General features: G+C 40.7%; 13 protein-coding genes. 10 read left to right on the top strand and 3 right to left on the bottom strand.

Features of this window, described 5'->3' with window-relative positions; translation table 11 throughout:
• Positions 1–136: 136 nt before the first annotated feature.
• The 5 genes from T7867_RS11660 (at position 137) to T7867_RS11680 (ending at position 9,841) form a co-directional block, all read left to right on the top strand.
• Positions 137–1,477 (top strand): TolC family protein, encoded by a 1,341-nt coding sequence (locus tag T7867_RS11660; RefSeq protein WP_322299317.1) that lies wholly within the window; start codon positions 137–139, stop codon positions 1,475–1,477.
• A gap of 4 nt (positions 1,478–1,481) precedes the next feature.
• Positions 1,482–2,534: an efflux RND transporter periplasmic adaptor subunit gene (locus T7867_RS11665; protein ID WP_322299318.1), complete on the top strand. Its 1,053-nt coding sequence runs from the start codon at positions 1,482–1,484 to the stop codon at positions 2,532–2,534.
• A gap of 10 nt (positions 2,535–2,544) precedes the next feature.
• Positions 2,545–5,688: an efflux RND transporter permease subunit gene (locus T7867_RS11670; RefSeq protein ID WP_322299319.1), complete on the top strand. Its 3,144-nt coding sequence runs from the start codon at positions 2,545–2,547 to the stop codon at positions 5,686–5,688.
• A gap of 78 nt (positions 5,689–5,766) precedes the next feature.
• Entirely contained in the window at positions 5,767–6,369 is a 603-nt protein-coding gene (locus tag T7867_RS11675; protein WP_288342556.1) for a TetR/AcrR family transcriptional regulator, read from the top strand.
• 235 nt (positions 6,370–6,604) lie between these two features.
• Positions 6,605–9,841 (top strand): S41 family peptidase, encoded by a 3,237-nt coding sequence (locus tag T7867_RS11680; protein ID WP_288342554.1) that lies wholly within the window; start codon positions 6,605–6,607, stop codon positions 9,839–9,841.
• Between the two features lie 60 nt (positions 9,842–9,901).
• Here T7867_RS11680 and T7867_RS11685 read toward each other — a convergent pair whose 3' ends face one another.
• The 3 genes from T7867_RS11685 to T7867_RS11695 are packed head-to-tail and all read right to left on the bottom strand — an operon-like array spanning position 9,902 to position 12,966.
• On the bottom strand, positions 9,902–10,609 hold the full coding sequence (locus T7867_RS11685) for an aspartyl/asparaginyl beta-hydroxylase domain-containing protein (protein ID WP_322299320.1): 708 nt from the start codon (positions 10,607–10,609) through the stop codon (positions 9,902–9,904).
• 6 nt (positions 10,610–10,615) lie between these two features.
• Positions 10,616–11,206: a 2OG-Fe(II) oxygenase gene (locus tag T7867_RS11690; RefSeq protein WP_322299321.1), complete on the bottom strand. Its 591-nt coding sequence runs from the start codon at positions 11,204–11,206 to the stop codon at positions 10,616–10,618.
• 2 nt (positions 11,207–11,208) lie between these two features.
• Positions 11,209–12,966: a tetratricopeptide repeat protein gene (locus T7867_RS11695; protein WP_322299322.1), complete on the bottom strand. Its 1,758-nt coding sequence runs from the start codon at positions 12,964–12,966 to the stop codon at positions 11,209–11,211.
• Positions 12,967–13,131: 165 nt separating this feature from the next.
• On the opposite strand from T7867_RS11695, the gene T7867_RS11700 reads away from it, so the two are divergent.
• The 5 genes from T7867_RS11700 to T7867_RS11720 all read left to right on the top strand — a co-directional run bounded on the left by T7867_RS11700 (position 13,132) and on the right by T7867_RS11720 (position 17,260).
• Complete coding sequence (locus T7867_RS11700; protein WP_288342547.1) at positions 13,132–13,821, top strand: Fe2+-dependent dioxygenase; 690 nt, start codon at positions 13,132–13,134, stop codon at positions 13,819–13,821.
• A 30-nt stretch (positions 13,822–13,851) separates the two neighbouring features.
• Positions 13,852–14,949 (top strand): type 1 periplasmic-binding domain-containing protein, encoded by a 1,098-nt coding sequence (locus T7867_RS11705; RefSeq protein WP_068225163.1) that lies wholly within the window; start codon positions 13,852–13,854, stop codon positions 14,947–14,949.
• A gap of 50 nt (positions 14,950–14,999) precedes the next feature.
• On the top strand, positions 15,000–15,881 hold the full coding sequence (locus tag T7867_RS11710; RefSeq protein ID WP_185101315.1) for a methionyl-tRNA formyltransferase: 882 nt from the start codon (positions 15,000–15,002) through the stop codon (positions 15,879–15,881).
• A gap of 140 nt (positions 15,882–16,021) precedes the next feature.
• Entirely contained in the window at positions 16,022–16,627 is a 606-nt protein-coding gene (locus T7867_RS11715; RefSeq protein ID WP_068225167.1) for a phage tail protein, read from the top strand.
• 24 nt (positions 16,628–16,651) lie between these two features.
• Positions 16,652–17,260 (top strand): phage tail protein, encoded by a 609-nt coding sequence (locus T7867_RS11720; protein ID WP_068225169.1) that lies wholly within the window; start codon positions 16,652–16,654, stop codon positions 17,258–17,260.
• Positions 17,261–17,464 lie beyond the last annotated feature (204 nt).

Consider the following 17,464-nt stretch of genomic DNA (forward strand, 5'->3'; position numbering starts at 1 on the left):
TTCTTTCGGCTTTTCAGGAACTCAAAAAAAGTATTTGCGTTAGGAACTTGGAAACTATAAATGTTTTTGAGTTTCCTAATCATTTAGAATGTCAGATTTAGAGAAAGAGAAAGATTAAAAACAACAGCAACGAAGAATGAAAAAATTGATATTGATTTTTCTGATAGGAACCAGCCCGTTGATTGCCCAAGAAGGTAGGCGACTCAGTTTGGCTGATGCCATCAACTATGCCTTAGAGCACAAAGCCGAAGCTCAAAAGGCACGCTTAGATATACAAAAAGGTGAGCTTGAAATAGCAGAAACTAAAGCAGGGGCTCTGCCAAGTTTGGCTATTAGCGGAAACACAAGTTATAATCCGCTCTTGCAAGAAAATGTGTTGCCAGGCGAAATATTCGGCCAACCTGGTACTAACGTTAGAGTAGCTTTTGGCCAAAAGTGGACATCTACCTTCACTGCTCAAGTAAACCAAACCATATTCAATCAAGCGGTTTTTACTGGGCTAAAGGCAGCCAGATCTACCCGCGAGTTTTATCTCATCAATGCTGAGCTTACTGAAGAGCAGGTCATTGAAAAGGTGGCTACCGCTTACTATCAGGTATATCAGGCACAACAGAGTTTAGAAAACTTAGAGAGTAACCTTACTCTCACCGAACAAACGGTGGAAATCATTCAAGGACTTTATGAGTCTGGGTTAGCCAAGAAAATTGACTATGACAGAAGTCAAGTAGCTCTAAACAACGCTAAGTCTAATAGACAGCAGGTTTTGAATGCTGTTCAGCAAACCGAAAACGCACTGAAATTCATGATAGGTATGTCTATTGATGAACCTATTTCATTGCCTGAAGAAAGCTTCGAGCCAACGACTCTATTTACCCAAAATGCCGATTTCTTATCTCAGCGAACTGAGGTGAAACTTATGAATAAGCAGCTCGAGCTTTTAGAGTGGCAAAAGAAGGCTACTGAAGCCGAATATTACCCTACGGCCTCCATTTCAGCTAGCTACGGATGGTTAGGCCAAGGAAGTAAAATGCCTTGGTGGAATGGCGAAAGCAACGGTGTTTTCTGGTCAGACCTTTCATCTATTGGTCTGAATCTGCGGATTCCAATTTTTAGCGGTTTTGCTACCAAGTCTAGAGTAGGCAAAGCAAAGATTGAAATAGCTAAAGCTGAGGCCGATATGAGAGATACTAAGCTGGGTTTACAACTGGCTTTTAACAATGCCAGAGCGCAATTACAAAACAGCTTAATAACTATTGAGAACCAAGAGAAAAATGTTCAGTTGGCCGAATCGGTGCTAACTGATACGCAAAACAACTACAGTCTAGGCTTAGCAACTCTTAACGATATGCTCGATGCTGAAAGAGACCTTTCAGATGCTAAAGACAATCTCACAAACGCAAAACTCGATTACAAACTAGCAGAAATAGAACTTTTGAAGTCTGAGGGTTCCCTTAGAACTCTAACTGAAATCAAATAAAAAAATGAAAAAGACAATCATAACCATAATCACCTTGGTGGCGGTTGCCACCGCGTTTTACTTCATTCTTAAGTCCAACAAAGAAAAGAATGAAGAAGAAGTAGCCATAGTTGCTCAAACCAATAGCGAAGTAGCCGTGAGAGTGTCCGCTGTTCAGAATGAAGAGATAAGCGAAGGATTTAGTGTAAACGGTTCTTTCATTCCTAAAACTACAGCAGAGATTTCTGCTGAAGTAGGGGGGCAATTGATAGCACTGAAGGTAAAAGAAGGAAGTGTAGTAAAGGCTGGGCAGGTCATTGCTCAAATAGCTCAAGACAAAATGGATATCAGCGTGAGTAATGCTAAAGCCAACTTAGATAATGCCATACTCACTTTAGAAAGATATGAAGCTGCACACAAAACAGGCGGTATCACTACTGCTCAATTAGATCAGGCGAAGCTTCAGGTTGAAAATGCCAAGGCTCAGTATGAGTCGGCTAAGTTGAACTCGGGAGATACCAGGGTAATCACAAAGGTTAGTGGAGTTGTAAACGACAAGAAGGTTGAAGTCGGTGCGGTTGTGAACCCTGGTGCTCCTATTGTTGAGGTGGTAGACATCTCTTCCCTCAAGCTTAGGGTAGAGGTAGATGAAGTGTTGGTTAGCAGATTGGCTGTTGGTCAGCAAGTTACTTTAGTGCCTAGAGCCACTAATGAAGAGGTTACTGGTACAATTAGCTTTATAGCCCCAGCGTCTAATGGTGCTTTAAAATTCCCTGTAGAAATTACAGTAGACAACAGTGAAAGTAAACTTAGGGCGGGCATGTATGCTACGGCCAAATTTGCTTCAGAAGAAACACAGGCAAGGCTTACAATACCAAGAGCAGCCTTTGTGGGTAGTGTGAGTAACAATGAAGTTTTTGTGGTAAAGAACGGAGTGGCACAACTCACAAAAATTAAGTCTGGTGTAAACTATGGCGAAAAGGTAGAGGTGGTAGCTGGTCTCAAGGTTGGCGACCAAGTAGTTACCAGTGGTCAGATTAACCTGACAGATGAAGCTAAAGTAAGAATCATCAAATAATAAAGCCGAAATGAAAATAGCAGAAGTATCGATAAAACGGCCGAGTTTGGTGATAGTGCTGCTGGCACTACTTACCATCGGAGGCCTGTTCAGTTATAGTCAGCTGAGTTATGAGCTGATCCCGAAATTCGAGGTAAAAGTGGTTACAGTAGCCACAATTTATCCTGGAGCTTCTCCAGCAGAGGTTGAAAATACCGTTTCCCGAAAAATTGAAGATGCAGTTTCTTCTTTAGAGAATATCAAGAAGATTGAAACCAAGTCTTATGAAAGTCTTTCAACAGTAATTATTGAGTTTAATAATGATGCTGACGTAGACTATGCCCTCAACGATGCTCAGCGTAAAATCAACGCTATTCGTTCAGATTTGCCCGAAGACATTGAAGAGCCATCTCTTTCGCAATTCTCTTTGTCAGATTTGCCTGTGGTAAGTATTGGTGTAACAGCCGATTTGTCTGAAAGTGAACTGTACGATCTGATCGATCAGAAAATTCAGCCAGACTTCTCCAGAATTCCTGGGGTGGCTCAGGTAAATATTGTTGGTGGTCAGGAGAGAGAAATCCGTGTAAACCTAGATCAGAATAAGTTAGAAGGTTATGGTTTAACTATTGCACAGGTTCAGCAGGTTATTTCAGCCTCAAACCTAGATTTTCCTACAGGTAACCTTAAGACTAGAGAAAACTCTACATTAATTCGTTTATCAGGTAAAATTACTTCGGTAGACGAATTGAGAAGCTTAGTTATTTCTTCTAAAGGGGGCAAAAACATCCGCTTAACCGATGTGGCCGAAGTTCAGGATACTCAGAAAGAAACGGAGAAAATAGCTCGTATCAACAGGGAGAACACTATTCTATTGCAAATTCAGAAACAGACAGACGCCAATGCGGTAACTGTAAGTGAATTGGTGCAAGAAGAAATGTCTTCAATAGAGGCTCAATATGCCGAACAAGGCGTAAAGCTCACCTTGGCCAATGACACCTCAGTGTTTACACTAGAAGCAGCAGATTCGGTAATTCACGATTTGTTCATAGCCATTGCTTTGGTGGCATTCGTAATGCTGTTCTTCCTACACAGCATCAGAAATGCCATTATCGTAACGGTAGCTATTCCTACCTCTCTCATTGCCACCTTCATAGGAATGATGATAGCAGGCTATAGCCTCAACCTCATGAGCTTATTGGCTCTATCGCTGGTGGTAGGTATTCTGGTAGATGATGCCATTGTGGTTATTGAAAATATTCACAGGCACATGGAAATGGGCAAAAACCGCGTCCGTGCGGCCTATGATGGAGCCAAAGAAATTGGCTTTACCGTAACGGCCATTACGCTTGTAATTGTAGTGGTATTCTTGCCAATTGCTATGAGTACAGGTTTGGTAGCAAATATTATTGCGCAGTTCTGTGTAACGGTAATCATTGCCACCATGCTATCTCTTTTAGTTTCGTTTACCGTTGTGCCTTGGTTGTTCTCTAGGTTCGGTAAGCTTGAGTTAATCAGCAGTAAATCAATTCTAGGTAGAGTAATTTATAAGTTCGAAGAAGGTTTGACTTGGTTTACCAATGAAATTACTGCTATTCTAAAGTGGTCTTTGAGCCATAAAATACTCACGTTGCTAGTGGCAGTAGTGCTTTTTATTAGCTCCTTCGCTTTGGTAGGCCTAGGGTTTATCGGAACCGATTTCTTCCCAGGAACTGATAAGGGAGAGTTTTTGGTACAATTAGAGATTAACAAAGATGCTTCTATAGAAGAAACAAACTTCTTAACTCAAAAGGCCGAAGCTTATATTGAGTCTTTACCTGAGGTTGAAAGAATAATTACCACGGTAGGGCAGGCTAGTGGAGGAATGGGCTCTGCTCAAGCCACCAGTTACAAGTCTGAGATTAATGTAACCTTGGTAGATAAAACTTCGAGGGAAGATAAAACCGAAATCTATGCGGCTAAGCTCAAGCGAAAGCTAGAGCAAGAACTGGTAGATGCTAAGGTGAAAACTATTCCGGTTGGTTTAATTGGTGCAGAAGAAGCCCCTCTTGAAATGAATATCACTGCCAGTACCTTCGAAGAAGCTTTGGCATACGCACAAACTGCCGAAGAGGTATTGAGAACCATTGATGGTGCTACCGAAATTGAGTTAAGTATAGAAGAGGGAAACCCTGAAATTTCAGTTATGGTAGACAGGGATAGAATGGCCATGCTGGGCTTAAATGTGGCCACTGTAGGTCAAACCTTGAGAACAGCCTTTAGTGGAAACGATGATAACAAATACAGAACCGGTAACTACGAATATGATATCAACATCATTTTAGACGAAGCTTATAGAACGAGTATTGAAGATGTTCAAAACATCAACTTCATCAATGCAGAAGGGCAGAAAATAAAGCTTTCTCAATTTGCCGATATCAACTATGGTTCAGGACCATCTCTCTTAGAGCGTTACAACAGAGCGCCTTCAGTGTCAGTTAAAGCACAAACTGTTGGTAAACCAACAGGAACAGTAGCGGCAGAGTGGGAAGCTAAGCTGGCAGAAGTAGAAATGCCAAAAGGCGTAGACTGGGCATGGGGAGGAGATATGGAAAACCAAAGCGATGGATTCGGTACGCTTGGAATTGCCCTATTAGCCGCCATTATGTTGGTTTATATGATTATGGTGGTGCTGTATGATGATTTCGTGAAACCTTTCATTGTATTGTTCTCTATTCCGCTTTCGTTCATTGGTGCGCTTTGGGCTTTGGCGCTTACTAACCAAAGTTTGAACATCTTTACCATTCTCGGGTTGATCATGCTTATTGGTCTGGTTGCCAAAAACGCAATTCTCTTAGTAGACTTTGCCAACCAAAGAATGAGGGAAGGTGAAAAAATAAGAGAGGCACTTATACAGGCTAACCATGCCCGTTTAAGACCAATTTTAATGACAACCATTGCCATGGTTATCGGTATGTTGCCAATTGCTTTAGCTTCTGGTGCTGCCGCTGAAATGAATAATGGCTTGGCCATTGTAATTATTGGTGGGTTGCTTTCGTCACTATTCCTTACTTTGGTAATTGTTCCTGTAGTTTATATGATGGTTGTTCGATTAGAAGAGCGATTCACTAAACATAAGGACTCAAACTACGGTGAGCTAATGGTGGCAGATTATGAGCCACTAAACCATGAAGAATAACTTGAGTTTTATTTATAGATAAAGAATGAAGCTGGCTGCCTTGTGGTAGCCGCTTCCTTCTTTCTTTTGAAAGCACATATGGAAAAGGATCAAAAATTTATTGAAAAGGCCGCAAACATATTCATTGAAAATGGTGCCAAAACGGTTACTATGGACGATTTAGCCAGAGAGTTTGGCGTTTCAAAAAAGACCCTTTACCTGATATATAAAAACAAAGAAGAGCTGCTCGAAGATGTGGTTCTTTACTTGATCAGTAAAACACTTCAGACACTGAAAGACCTTGATGAGCGAATAGATAATGCCATTATAAGGATGTTTTCTAGAGATGAGGAAATGGAACGACTTTCTCAAACCAACAACTCTATACTGTTGAGGCAACTCATTAAGTATTACCCCGACTTATTTGCTCGACACATGTTGGTGTTTTCCGAAAAGTTCTCTCAAATAATGATTCATAATATTGAAAGAGGAAGAGCGCAAGGCTATTACAAAACCGATTTCGATGAGAAGATGTATGCTAAACTCTTCTTCCAGTTAATGATGTCTTACGAGAACTCCCCTTACATTCATACTAGCACCATGACCAAGCTGGAGTACCATCAAGAAGTGCTCAAATTCTACATGAACGCTATTACCACAGAAAAGGGTAGAAATTTCATGGTAGAGAATGATTTGCTGTAGGTATTTAGAATTCTGGCTCATTTTATTGCCGCCTTTCTTCCTAATATCTAATCATACCAACCTCCGAACCTCTTTATATCAGCACTACCCAACTTCTCAACTCCCAAACCTCCCAAACCTCTCAACCTCCACACTTCGAAACCTCCAAACCTCCACACTTCGAAACCTCCAAACCTCTTAACTTCCTTCCTCCTTAAGTTCTCTTTTCATAGATTGTGACTTTAAAACTCAATCAATGAAGAAACTTTACACGCTATTGTTACTACTGCTGTGTCTGGGAGTTCAGGCGCAGGAAAATCCTAAATGGATTCGTTACCAGTCAATTTCTCCAAACGGGCAACAAATAGCCTTTACCTACAAAGGCGACTTATATGTTGTGCCAACTAATGGCGGAGAAGCTAAGCAAATTACATTTCATGAGGCGCATGATTACATGCCAGTATGGAGCAAAGATGGTCAGCAAATTGCCTTTGCTTCAGATCGTTATGGTAATTTCGATGTATACGTAATGGATGCACAAGGTGGCGCAGCCACGAGATTAACCTACCACTCTGCAGATGAAAGCCCATTCACTTTCTCACACGATAATGGTTCAATCATTTTTGGAGCTCAGAGAATGGATACTAAAGAACATCGTCAGTATCCAACAGGTTCGCAACCAGAGCTTTATTCGGTGTCTGTTAATGGTGGAAGGGTAGATCAGATTTTCACTATACCAGCAGAATATGTTCAAGTGAGCAAGGATGGTAATACCATGGTTTACCACGATAAAAAAGGTGGTGAAAACGAGTGGAGAAAGCATCATGTTTCTGCCATCACTAGAGACTTATGGATTTATAATAAAGAGACGGATACCCATAAAATGCTCACTACCAGAGCTGGTGAGGACAGACAGCCTATTTTCTCTGCCGATGAGCAATCTGTTTATTACTTAAGCGAAGAAAGCGGCACTTTCAATGTGCATAAAATGAGTCTTTCAAATCCTTCGCAATCGCAGCAATTGACTTCGTTTGATCTTCATCCTGTTCGTTTTTTAAGCTTTGGTGGAGGGACTTTAGCTTTCGGATACGATGGAGAGTTGTATACAATGCGTGAAGGTGGCCAAGCTCAAAAGGTTAACGTTACCATCAGAACTCAGGAGAAAAGTAATGCCGACCAGTTCATAAGTATTAATGGTGGAGTGCGCGAAATGGCTATTTCGCCCAACGGTAAAGAAATTGCCTTTGTGGCAAGGGGAGAAGTGTTTGTAACTTCGGTAGATGGTTCACTAACCAAAAGAATAACTAATACGCCAGAAGCTGAGCAGTTTGTGACTTTCAGCCCTGACGGAAAATCAGTGGTTTATGCTGCTGAGCGCGATGGCAAATGGAGCATTTTCAAGTCTACAAGGCAGAGAGAAGCTCAAGAGCCATTCTTCTTTGCTTCAACTTTATTGAAAGAAGAGCCAATGTTCTCAGTAGATGTAGATGCATACTTGCCAAACTTTTCACCCGATGGTAAAAAACTGGCCTATATTAAAGGTAGAAGAAATTTAGTGGTAAGAGATGTAGCATCGGGTAACGAGGTGAGCCTTTTAACCGAAGATGACTTGTTCCACATGAGAGATGGCGATAAGTATTTTACTTGGAGTCCAGATAGCAAGTGGCTTTTAGTAGACTGGAGCAAATTGCTCAACAACAGTGAGGTTTTACTAATGGCTGCCGATGGTTCCAAAAGAGTTAACCTGACAGAAAGCGGTTACTATGATTCATCTCCAAAATGGGTGAACGAAGGCAAACAAATGATCTGGTTCAGTAACCGTGACGGTCTCAAGAGTTTGGCAACCAGTGGAAGCAGTCAGAGCGATGTCTATTCAATGTTCTTCACTCAAGAAGCTTATGATAAGTTCAACATGAGCAAAGAAGATTATGAGTTGATGCAGGAGATTGAAAAAGAAACCAAGAAAGACAAGCCTAAAGAGGAAGAAGACGATAAGAAGAAAAAGAAAGACGAGCCGAAAAAAGAAGAAAGCAAAGACCTGAAATTCGATTGGGATGGAATGAAAGAGCGCAAAGAACGCCTAACTATCCACTCATCTTCTCTTGGCGATGCAGTGCTTTCTAAAGATGGCGAGAAGCTCTATTACTTGGCCAGGTTTGAGGGCGGCCAGAACTTGTGGTCTACCAACCTAAGAACGCGAGAAACTAAGCAAGCCATCCGTTTAAATACTGGTTATGGCTCAATGGTTTGGGATAAGGACATGAAAAACCTTTATCTCTTAAGTGGAGGTAGAATATCTAAGATAGACCCAGAAAGTGGCAAACAAGAAGGTATATCTATCCGTGGAGAAATGACTTACGATGCGGTAGCAGAGCGGGCTTACATGTTCGATCACGTATGGATCAGAACTAAGAATATATTCTACGAGCCAACCTTCCACGGGGTAGATTGGGAGTTAATGAGAAAGGAATACGAGAAGTACTTGCCTTCCATTGGTAATGGTTATGAGTTCTCAGAAATGCTTTCAGAAATGTTAGGTGAATTGAATGTATCTCACTCCGGTTCGCGCTATAGTACCAGTATTTCTAATGCTGATGCTACAGCTTCTTTGGGTGTATTCTTCGATTATAATCATAAAGGAAACGGGTTGTTAATTACCGAAGTAATTGAAGGCGGACCGTTAGATAAGGCCAAGTTCAATGTTGAGGCAGGGATGATCATTCAGAAAATTGATGGGGAAACTATTTCTCCCGACCGCGATTATGCTACCTACCTTAACCGAAAAGCCAATCAGTTTACATTATTAGAAATTACTGATGCTAAGGGAGGAAACAAACAAGAGATTACGGTAAAGCCAATTTCATTAGGAGCAGAGCGAGGCCTACTTTATGATAGGTTTGTTAGAATTAATGAGGCAGAGGTAAAAGAAAAGTCTAATGGAACTTTGGGTTATGTTCATATTCCTGGAATGAGTGATGGCCCTTACCGCGATATCTTTGAAGATATGATGGGTAAGTATTACGAAGCTAAAGGAGTGATTGTAGATACCCGTTTTAATGGTGGTGGAGATTTAGTAGCAGATTTAGCTATGTTCTTTACTGGCGAGCCATTCCTTACATACGCTACAGCAGCCAAAGTAGTAGGAGGGGAGCCAACTTCGCGCTGGACCAAACCTACATTGGCCATGTTTAATGAGTCTAACTACAGTGATGGTCATTGTTTTGCACAAGGCTATACCGACTTAGAAATTGGTACTACAGTGGGTATGCCAACCCCAGGTACTTGTTCTTTTGCCGGCTGGGAAGGTCTGCAAGGCGGTGGTTCTTGGGGGGTTGTTCCTGTAAGCGCTAAAGACAAAGCTGGTCGCTGGATGGAAAACCTAGAAACCAAGCCAGATATTCAAATCAAAAATATGCCAGGCCTAATTAACAACGGTAGAGATGAGCAGTTAGAGAAGGCCATTGAAGCGTTGATGAATGAGGTGGGCAACTAGTTAGACCTACTGAATTAAATATTTGAACGAGGTTTCCGAGTACGGTTACCTCGTTTTTCATTAGATAATAAGCGAGTATTTCTTCATAATCTGCTGAGCTGTTTTGATTGACGTTTCAGTTCCTTGTTGCATCAAGTGTTGAACTATTTCCTTTTTTACCTCGGTAGGATAGGAGTCCATTGGGTCGGGTGCTTGTTCTCCTCGCTCAATGATTCGCTCTTTTAGGAATAATTCCTTTAGCCACTCGTTCACCTTCATGTCAATAACCAAATGTAGTCTGTCAATATCACCATGGTTATACACGCTATGAATCTGATTGAAGTCAGCAAACCAACATTCACCTTCTTTCATTTCTAGCTTTTCTCCTGCCACTATAAATTCAATATCAGGATTGGTCTGAATCGGAATGTGAAGTCTAACAAAACCGTCAAAGAAGTTAAGTCCTTCATCTGAGTGTGGTTTTATTCCAGAACCAGCTGTTAGTTTTAAAACTCTCACAGATGTTTTTTCACACTTAAAAAAATCGATTACCTTCTGTGTTTCAGGTAGCTTTTTAGCTAGTTCAGTATCTAAGTATTTATCGCTTTGGTTATTGCCTGCAAAAAGGTTGTGAAGCGCAGTCTCTGGCTTTTTCAGAGCAAAACCACTCCATTCACCTTTGTAGAAACTGGTGTTAAAGTGTTTTTCGTAACCTACTTTAGCAGATGCGTATTCTGTTAATAGAGGTCGGCTATCGAACGTAAAAGAAAACTTATGACTGGTTTTCATTGGAAGTTACTTAAAGTGTGGGCCTGTTATCCAAGCTACAAGCGACTTCCTAACCCCAGAAATTATTGGAGTTACCCTATGTTGAACGAATGAAGGGAAAATAACCACTGTACCCACACTCTTTGGAGCGTTTATTTCATTGGTATTTATTTTGAACTGCAAATCTCCGCCCTCATATGATGAAGGTTCAGACAATTGAACACTCAAACTAAGCTTTCGTGTAGAAGCTTGGCCATTACTGAAGTCTGTGTGCCAATCAAAGAAGTCATCCGAATCGTATTGGGCTATTTGCAGTGGCTCATATATGCCTGATAAATCAAAGGCATATCGTTGCTGATTCACCTGAATGGCTAACTGAGCAAGCTTATGAATAATAGGAGCATGTTCAGCGTCATCGGGTTCTAAAAAGGCCACAGTGGATTTCCTTAAATCAGGCATGTCTAATCCCTCATCGGCCACTTGAGCAGCGGACTTTACTTTACTCTCATAGGCCTTAAGTATTAGTTCTACTTCATCTTTCGTGAAGTAGCTTTCTACCCAACAAGCGTCCATGAACTGACTTAGCTGCGGTGGATTAAAAGGTAGTTTACCACTCATGACTAAACGAGTTGTGGGTCTTCAAACCAAATTTTTGTATCAGTGTAATTTACTGTTACTTTCAGTTTTTGGCCCGAACTTCCAATTATAGGCTGATTAAAGAAGGATACTGCTTGCCCCCAATGGTTGTCTTTTCGCCCAGGGGCACTGCTTAGCGTAATGCTATCATCCATAAAAAGCGTAAACCAAAATGCGATACCATGAATTGGGTCTGAAGAGTTTATTTCAACTGAAATATCCAGTCTACGGCATTGGTTAGGTGCCATGGCAGGCCAAAGATTTTCGAAGTCTACATCAAGAATTTTAAATTCATCTGAACAGAATTCATGGGTTACTTCCGAAAGGTTTTGAGTGATATATTCTTCTGGAACCCTAAACTGATCGAAACCTGAAAGATCGAACCCTGAGATTTTAGTGATAGGATTTACTGAGCTTGACTTTGGGGCATGTAAAAGTTTACCTTTTACTTCAGCAGCCTTAGGTATTATCTTTGTTCCTTCCTCACATAGGCTTTCCAATGCATGGCGGAATGATGGAACGGCATGTTCGCCCAGTAGGCCTGAGTCAAATATTTCAGCTACAATAACATTTGGTTTTGGGTTAAGGTCTTCAGCGGTAAGCTGCGTGGACTTGGCTTGGAATAGTTGAACTTTTTCAGCGAGCCCATTTTTACCAATATTTTCCTTTGCAGCCTCGGCAATATACATGGATTGTTCGCAGGCATACACTTTTTGCGCTCCATGCTTAGCAGCCATCATGGCCAATAATCCAGAACCTGTTCCAATGTCTAATGCTATTGATTCTGCTTTAATAGCTTTTTTAATGGCTTGCTCAAACGCATCATTTCTTTCGTGATCAGCCAACATTCTTAAATGCCACGGTGGTACAAAACGAGACATAACGCGGCTAAGGTTTTGCCTAGTGCCTAAATCATTAGGGTTTATGCTTAGTGCTTTTTTATATGACTTAATTGTGTTGTCGAAATCACCAATTTCTTGATACGTGTTTCCAAGGTGAACATGAATTCCCCAGTCGCCTGGTTCTATTTGAACGGCCTTTTTTAAATAAGTCAAGCCTTCCTCTGCTTGTCCATTTTGACCCAAAAAACGTCCTAATTCTAGGTTGGCTTGAAAATGAAAAGGGGCTTTTTGGGCTGCTTGTGTTAAGTAGTTATGAGCGTCTTCTGCTTTGCCTTCTGTTTCTAGAATTGAAGCTAGGTTGATCATTGCTTCTACCAGATTGGGGTCTTTTTTTAAGAGTTGCTCTAAATTTGATTTGGCCCCGGCTGAATTGTTCGTCAAAAGCTCTAACTGTGCCATCATAAGGTAGCTGTTCTGACTCAGAGGTTCACTATCTAAAAAGGGCTTTAATATACCTTTAGCCTCATCATATTGACCAAAATGTGTTTTGATCTGCGCAATTTGAAGACCTATGTCGTCTCTTTCAGGAGCTACTTTACTTGCTTTTTCTAAATAGATAAGGGCATTTTGGAAGTCTTGAATTTGTGTGCATATAAAGCCAAGATTACTTAAGCTTTCAAGGTTTTCAGGATCTAAGCTAAGTGCTTTTTGCCAACTATCTATTGCTTGTTGGGCATTGCCCTTCATTAGGTAAAGCATGCCAAGGTTAGAAAGGGTTTCTACCGAATTTGGGTCATTACTTAATGCTTCGCTAAAAAATATTTCTGCATTGGCAAGGTCGCCTTTTTGTTGATAAGCTTTAGCTTTCTCAACAAGAGATTCTTTGTGTGTAGTGTCCATTTTTTTTAACAGTCTTGTGGCAAATTATTTATTTTAGCTTTAAGCAGCAAGCCTTAATTATAGCATAATCAATATTTATAATTCTTAAGCAATTATTGGTGCTAAGTTTTTCAAATCGATTAACAATGCTTAAACTCACAACAGAAATCTCAACGCACACATACAATGCAATTAAATTCTGGAAACTATCTGCAGATAGATGAGCTATTAAATGCTCAAGAATTGTCTGCCATATTAAATCTCATTAATCAAGCTGGTTTTTCAGATGGTAAGTCAACGGCTTCAGATGCTGCCGCTGGTGTTAAACAAAACAAGCAGATAAGTGCAGAAAACAATTTTCAGGCACAGCAAATTGGGCAAATTGTATCTCAGGCCATTTCGCGTAATAGAAGAATTCAATCGGCCATATTTCCTAAAGTAATACTGCCACCCTTGGTGAGTCTTTATGAACCAGGAATGCACTACGGAACTCATGTGGATAGTCCATTGATGGGCACACAGTTTACGATTAGAACGGATGTGGGGATGACGCTTTTTCTTTCGCCTCCAGAGAGTTATGAAGGAGGCGAATTGGAAGTGATTACAGAGGCGGGTATAAAGCTATTTAAGCCTGCTGCTGGCTCGGCTGTTATCTATCCAACAACTAGGCTGCATCAGGTATTGCCGGTTACCAATGGTAAAAGGATGGCCGTTGTTACTTGGATGCAGTGTGCTATTCGCGATTCGGGTCAGCGTGAAATCATCGATCAAATTAATCAAGTACTTGATCAAATGAACCAAACTGAACATAAAGAAAGCAGGCTTGTGCTTCAGCAGGTTTACAGCAACTTAATTCGTATGTGGGCCGAGCTGTAGTAAAACCAGCAAATCACACCTAAAATGATTATGGAAGAAATTACAATTGGGATACTGATCCCTAACTCTGGTATTATGCCAATGGGCAAACAGTTTGATAGAGCGCTTAAAAAAGCACTTAAAGCAGAACTGGCCGAAACTGAATTTGAACCTGAAATATTAACCGAAACAGTTGGACAAGGAAGCCCAGTGTTGATTGAAAAAGCTCTGGATGATTTTTTTGGGTACCACGATGTTGACCTTGTTGCTGGATTAGTAACTCCAAAAGCCATTGAAGGCTTGGTAGATCGGTTCGAAAAGCGAAATATCCCTTTCATTATGAATAACCTTGGAGAGCACTTAATACCTACCAAAGGTTATGGCGATAACGTATTGGTTAACTCAACCCACCTATGGCAGCACTGCTTTGCTATGGGGCAATATGCAGCTCAAAACTTGGGTAAGAAAGGGCTTATTTTAGGGGCCATGTTCGACTCAGGATATGCTTTTTTAAACTGCTTTCAACTAGGTTTAATGTCGGTCGATCAAGATTTTGATCACGACCTTAAGCTCTTGCAGTTACCGCAGCCAGGTAAGTTGTCTGAAGTAAAAGAAGCTTTCGATAGTATAGATATAGAAGCTTATGATTTTGTGTTTCCGCTGTTTTGTGGAGAAGAAGCTACTCTTTTTATTGAAGAGTTTCATGCCAGAGGATTAAACAGTAAAACTAAAATTGTAGCACTTCCATTTTTGTTTGCACCAGAAAAGTATGACTTGGCAGGGCTTGAAATGATTTCAACTCAAAATGCACTAAGTAACGATGCATTATGGAAGAATACGTTTGTCTCAATGGGGGATAAGTGCGGCAAAGCAATTGGGAGAGTTTTAGTAGAAAATAATGGTAAACTAAACGTTGAGGAGTTAAAGAAGAACCTTGAATCGCTAGATTCTTCTGTAAGTTATGATTCAACTCAGGTCCCTAAATTGAATAGTGCAATTACAATTCTTAGTCATAAAGTTGTGAGTGGAAACAATGTTGAGACAAAGGAGTTGGCGCAGGTAGATGGGCCAATCAGCGAAAATGAACATATTGTACAGTCTAGAGATGCACTAGCTAGTGTATGGATGAACTCTTATTTGGCCGTTTAAGAATGAAGGTACTATTACTTACTAATTCAAATACACTTTCAATTCCAGCCATGAAAAAGTTAAAGGATGACGACCTTTTGGTTGGGGTAGGAGTGCTAAAAAAGCACGTAAACCTTTTAGCTTCTTCAATACATGCTGCGGGTGTAACCCATGCGGAAATATTACAACTGGAAAGAAATAGTTGGGTTGAAGAACTATCCTTGTTTATAAAGGAGCATCATGTTGAAACTGTTTGGGTACTTACATTTCCATGGATAATACCGGAATCTCTTCTTAGTGTACTACCAAATAAGTTTGTCAATTTCCATTTCGGGCTTTTGCCTAAGTATAAAGGAGCGGACCCTATTTTTTGGCAGCTTAAGAATAGTGAAGAAATTGGTGGAGTAACCATACACTTAGTGAATGATCAGGTAGATGAAGGGCCGGTGCTGTTGAAGGAAGAACTCCGAGTAATCCCTGGGGAAAACTACGGCTTGCATAGCAGACGCTTGGGGGAGATAGTTCCTTCTTTGGTTGAAAAGGTTTTGGACTTGCTAAAAAGCCAACCTAATGAGTTTCTGACTTTAAAAAGTGTAGACAAAGCTTTTGATCAAAAGCCAACTGAAGATGATTTGACCATTAAATGGGGGGAACAATCTGCAACTGAAATAGAATATCTTATAAATGCTACTAATCCGAAATATGGTGGTGCGTTTACAGTTGTAGCAGGAGTAGAAATGCGAATTCTAGAAGTTACTCCGGTTAGTCTAGAACAAGCAGCCCAAGCTGAACCAGGACAGATAGTACATGCAGATGTAGTTTATGGTGTGGTCGTGGCTTGCATAAATAATGAGTACTTAAGAATTACGGTGGTTAACACTGCAGAGGGGTATATGTCTGGTGTCAAGTTGTTTAACCTTGGCTTTTTGCCTGGGCAGCGGTTTACTTCTTAAATGAATACATAAATTTACGGAAGTTGAAATCGTTTGGATATTTTTCTTAACTTAAAACGATTTCGATAAATCACACTACTCACACACAATAAAATGAAACACACAAATCTAATTTTACACAACAAATCATTCACAACATCATGGAAGGATATTTAGCCGAAATAAGAGGTTTCGGAGGAAACTTTGCGCCTAGAAACTGGGCATTTTGCAATGGGCAATTGCTCTCTATTGCTCAAAATCAAGCGTTATTTTCACTATTGGGAACGACTTATGGCGGAGATGGGCGTACCACCTTTGCCTTACCCGATTTAAGAGGGCGTGCCCCAATTAGTGCTGGCACTGGGCCAGGACTATCACCTAGACCGCTTGGGCAAAGGTCTGGTCAGGAGTACGTGGTTTTGACGCAGACTCAGATACCTTCTCACAATCATGTGGCTCAAACGCAGGCCATAACAGCACAAGTAACTGTTATGGCTAAAGATGGAGATGCAACTTCTGAGACCCCAGCAGCAGGTTTGTCTCTTGCTAAGGGAAATACAGAAGTTAACTTTGCTCCTACTCCTACTAAAATGTATGGAGATGTAGGTAATAATGTAGTTCTAGGTTCTGGAATCAGTCAAATTCCTGCTGGTCAGGGTGTAACTGTTGGAAATACAGGAGGTAGTCAGTCTCATACAAACATGCAGCCTTACCTGACAATATATTGGATTATCTGTATGGCCGGATTATTCCCATCTAGAAATTGATTTCTCAATATAACTTTAAATATTATGGAAGGAACTATTGGAGAAATAAGAGGGTTTGCTGGTAATTTTGCTCCGAGAGCTTGGGCTTTTTGTGAGGGTCAATTAATCGCTATTGCTCAGAATACAGCCCTGTTTTCAATTTTGGGAACAACCTATGGCGGAGATGGTAGGACAACTTTTGGGTTACCCGATTTAAGGGGTAGAATACCCATAAGTGCCGGTACCGGACCAGGGTTAAGTACACACAAACTGGGATCAAGAAGTGGTATTGAGGATGTGACTTTGAATATCTTGAATTTGCCGAATCATTTTCATTTAGCGACTACAACTCATGAAATGCCGGTGTCTGTTTCTTTAACTGCAAAGGATGGAGAAGCAACTGAAGACACTCCTGATGATGGACTATTTCTTGCAAAGGGAAATACAGAAGTGAATTTTGCTGCCACCCCTTCTAATATGTATGGAAGTGCAGGAAACGATGTGACCTTAAGTACAGGTGTTGCTACGATTCCTGCTGGTCAGGGTGTAACAGTTGGTAATACAGGAGGTAGTCAGGCTCATAACAATATGCAACCTTATCTTACGATTCATTGGGTAATTTGTATGTTTGGAATCTACCCTTCGAGGAATTGATCTGATCTAGCTTGACATAGAACAAGAAAAGGCCATCTTTTACTGATGGCCTTTTTATAAAATATGTCTATGGTAGAAAGAAATGAAAGTTCAGTAGAGAACCTGCGTTTTACATCACGGGTACTGAAATTGCCAAAAGAAATATATTCTGAATAGCCTCTTAAACTAGGTTGATAATTGAGATTATTTAAAAGTTTTTCTTGT

It is taken from the genome of Roseivirga spongicola (genome assembly GCF_034376045.1).
Classification (GTDB): Bacteria; Bacteroidota; Bacteroidia; order Cytophagales; family Cyclobacteriaceae; genus Roseivirga; species Roseivirga spongicola.

Bases quoted from the DNA above. Each gene is read 5' to 3' on its own strand.
- T7867_RS11660 (WP_322299317.1), top strand. From the start codon at position 137: ATGAAAAAATTGATATTGATTTTTCTGATAGGAACCAGCCCGTTGATT.
- T7867_RS11665 (WP_322299318.1), top strand. From the start codon at position 1,482: ATGAAAAAGACAATCATAACCATAATCACCTTGGTGGCGGTTGCCACC.
- T7867_RS11670 (WP_322299319.1), top strand. From the start codon at position 2,545: ATGAAAATAGCAGAAGTATCGATAAAACGGCCGAGTTTGGTGATAGTG.
- T7867_RS11675 (WP_288342556.1), top strand. From the start codon at position 5,767: ATGGAAAAGGATCAAAAATTTATTGAAAAGGCCGCAAACATATTCATT.
- T7867_RS11680 (WP_288342554.1), top strand. From the start codon at position 6,605: ATGAAGAAACTTTACACGCTATTGTTACTACTGCTGTGTCTGGGAGTT.
- T7867_RS11685 (WP_322299320.1), bottom strand. From the start codon at position 10,609: ATGAAAACCAGTCATAAGTTTTCTTTTACGTTCGATAGCCGACCTCTA.
- T7867_RS11690 (WP_322299321.1), bottom strand. From the start codon at position 11,206: ATGAGTGGTAAACTACCTTTTAATCCACCGCAGCTAAGTCAGTTCATG.
- T7867_RS11695 (WP_322299322.1), bottom strand. From the start codon at position 12,966: ATGGACACTACACACAAAGAATCTCTTGTTGAGAAAGCTAAAGCTTAT.
- T7867_RS11700 (WP_288342547.1), top strand. From the start codon at position 13,132: ATGCAATTAAATTCTGGAAACTATCTGCAGATAGATGAGCTATTAAAT.
- T7867_RS11705 (WP_068225163.1), top strand. From the start codon at position 13,852: ATGGAAGAAATTACAATTGGGATACTGATCCCTAACTCTGGTATTATG.
- T7867_RS11710 (WP_185101315.1), top strand. From the start codon at position 15,000: ATGAAAAAGTTAAAGGATGACGACCTTTTGGTTGGGGTAGGAGTGCTA.
- T7867_RS11715 (WP_068225167.1), top strand. From the start codon at position 16,022: ATGGAAGGATATTTAGCCGAAATAAGAGGTTTCGGAGGAAACTTTGCG.
- T7867_RS11720 (WP_068225169.1), top strand. From the start codon at position 16,652: ATGGAAGGAACTATTGGAGAAATAAGAGGGTTTGCTGGTAATTTTGCT.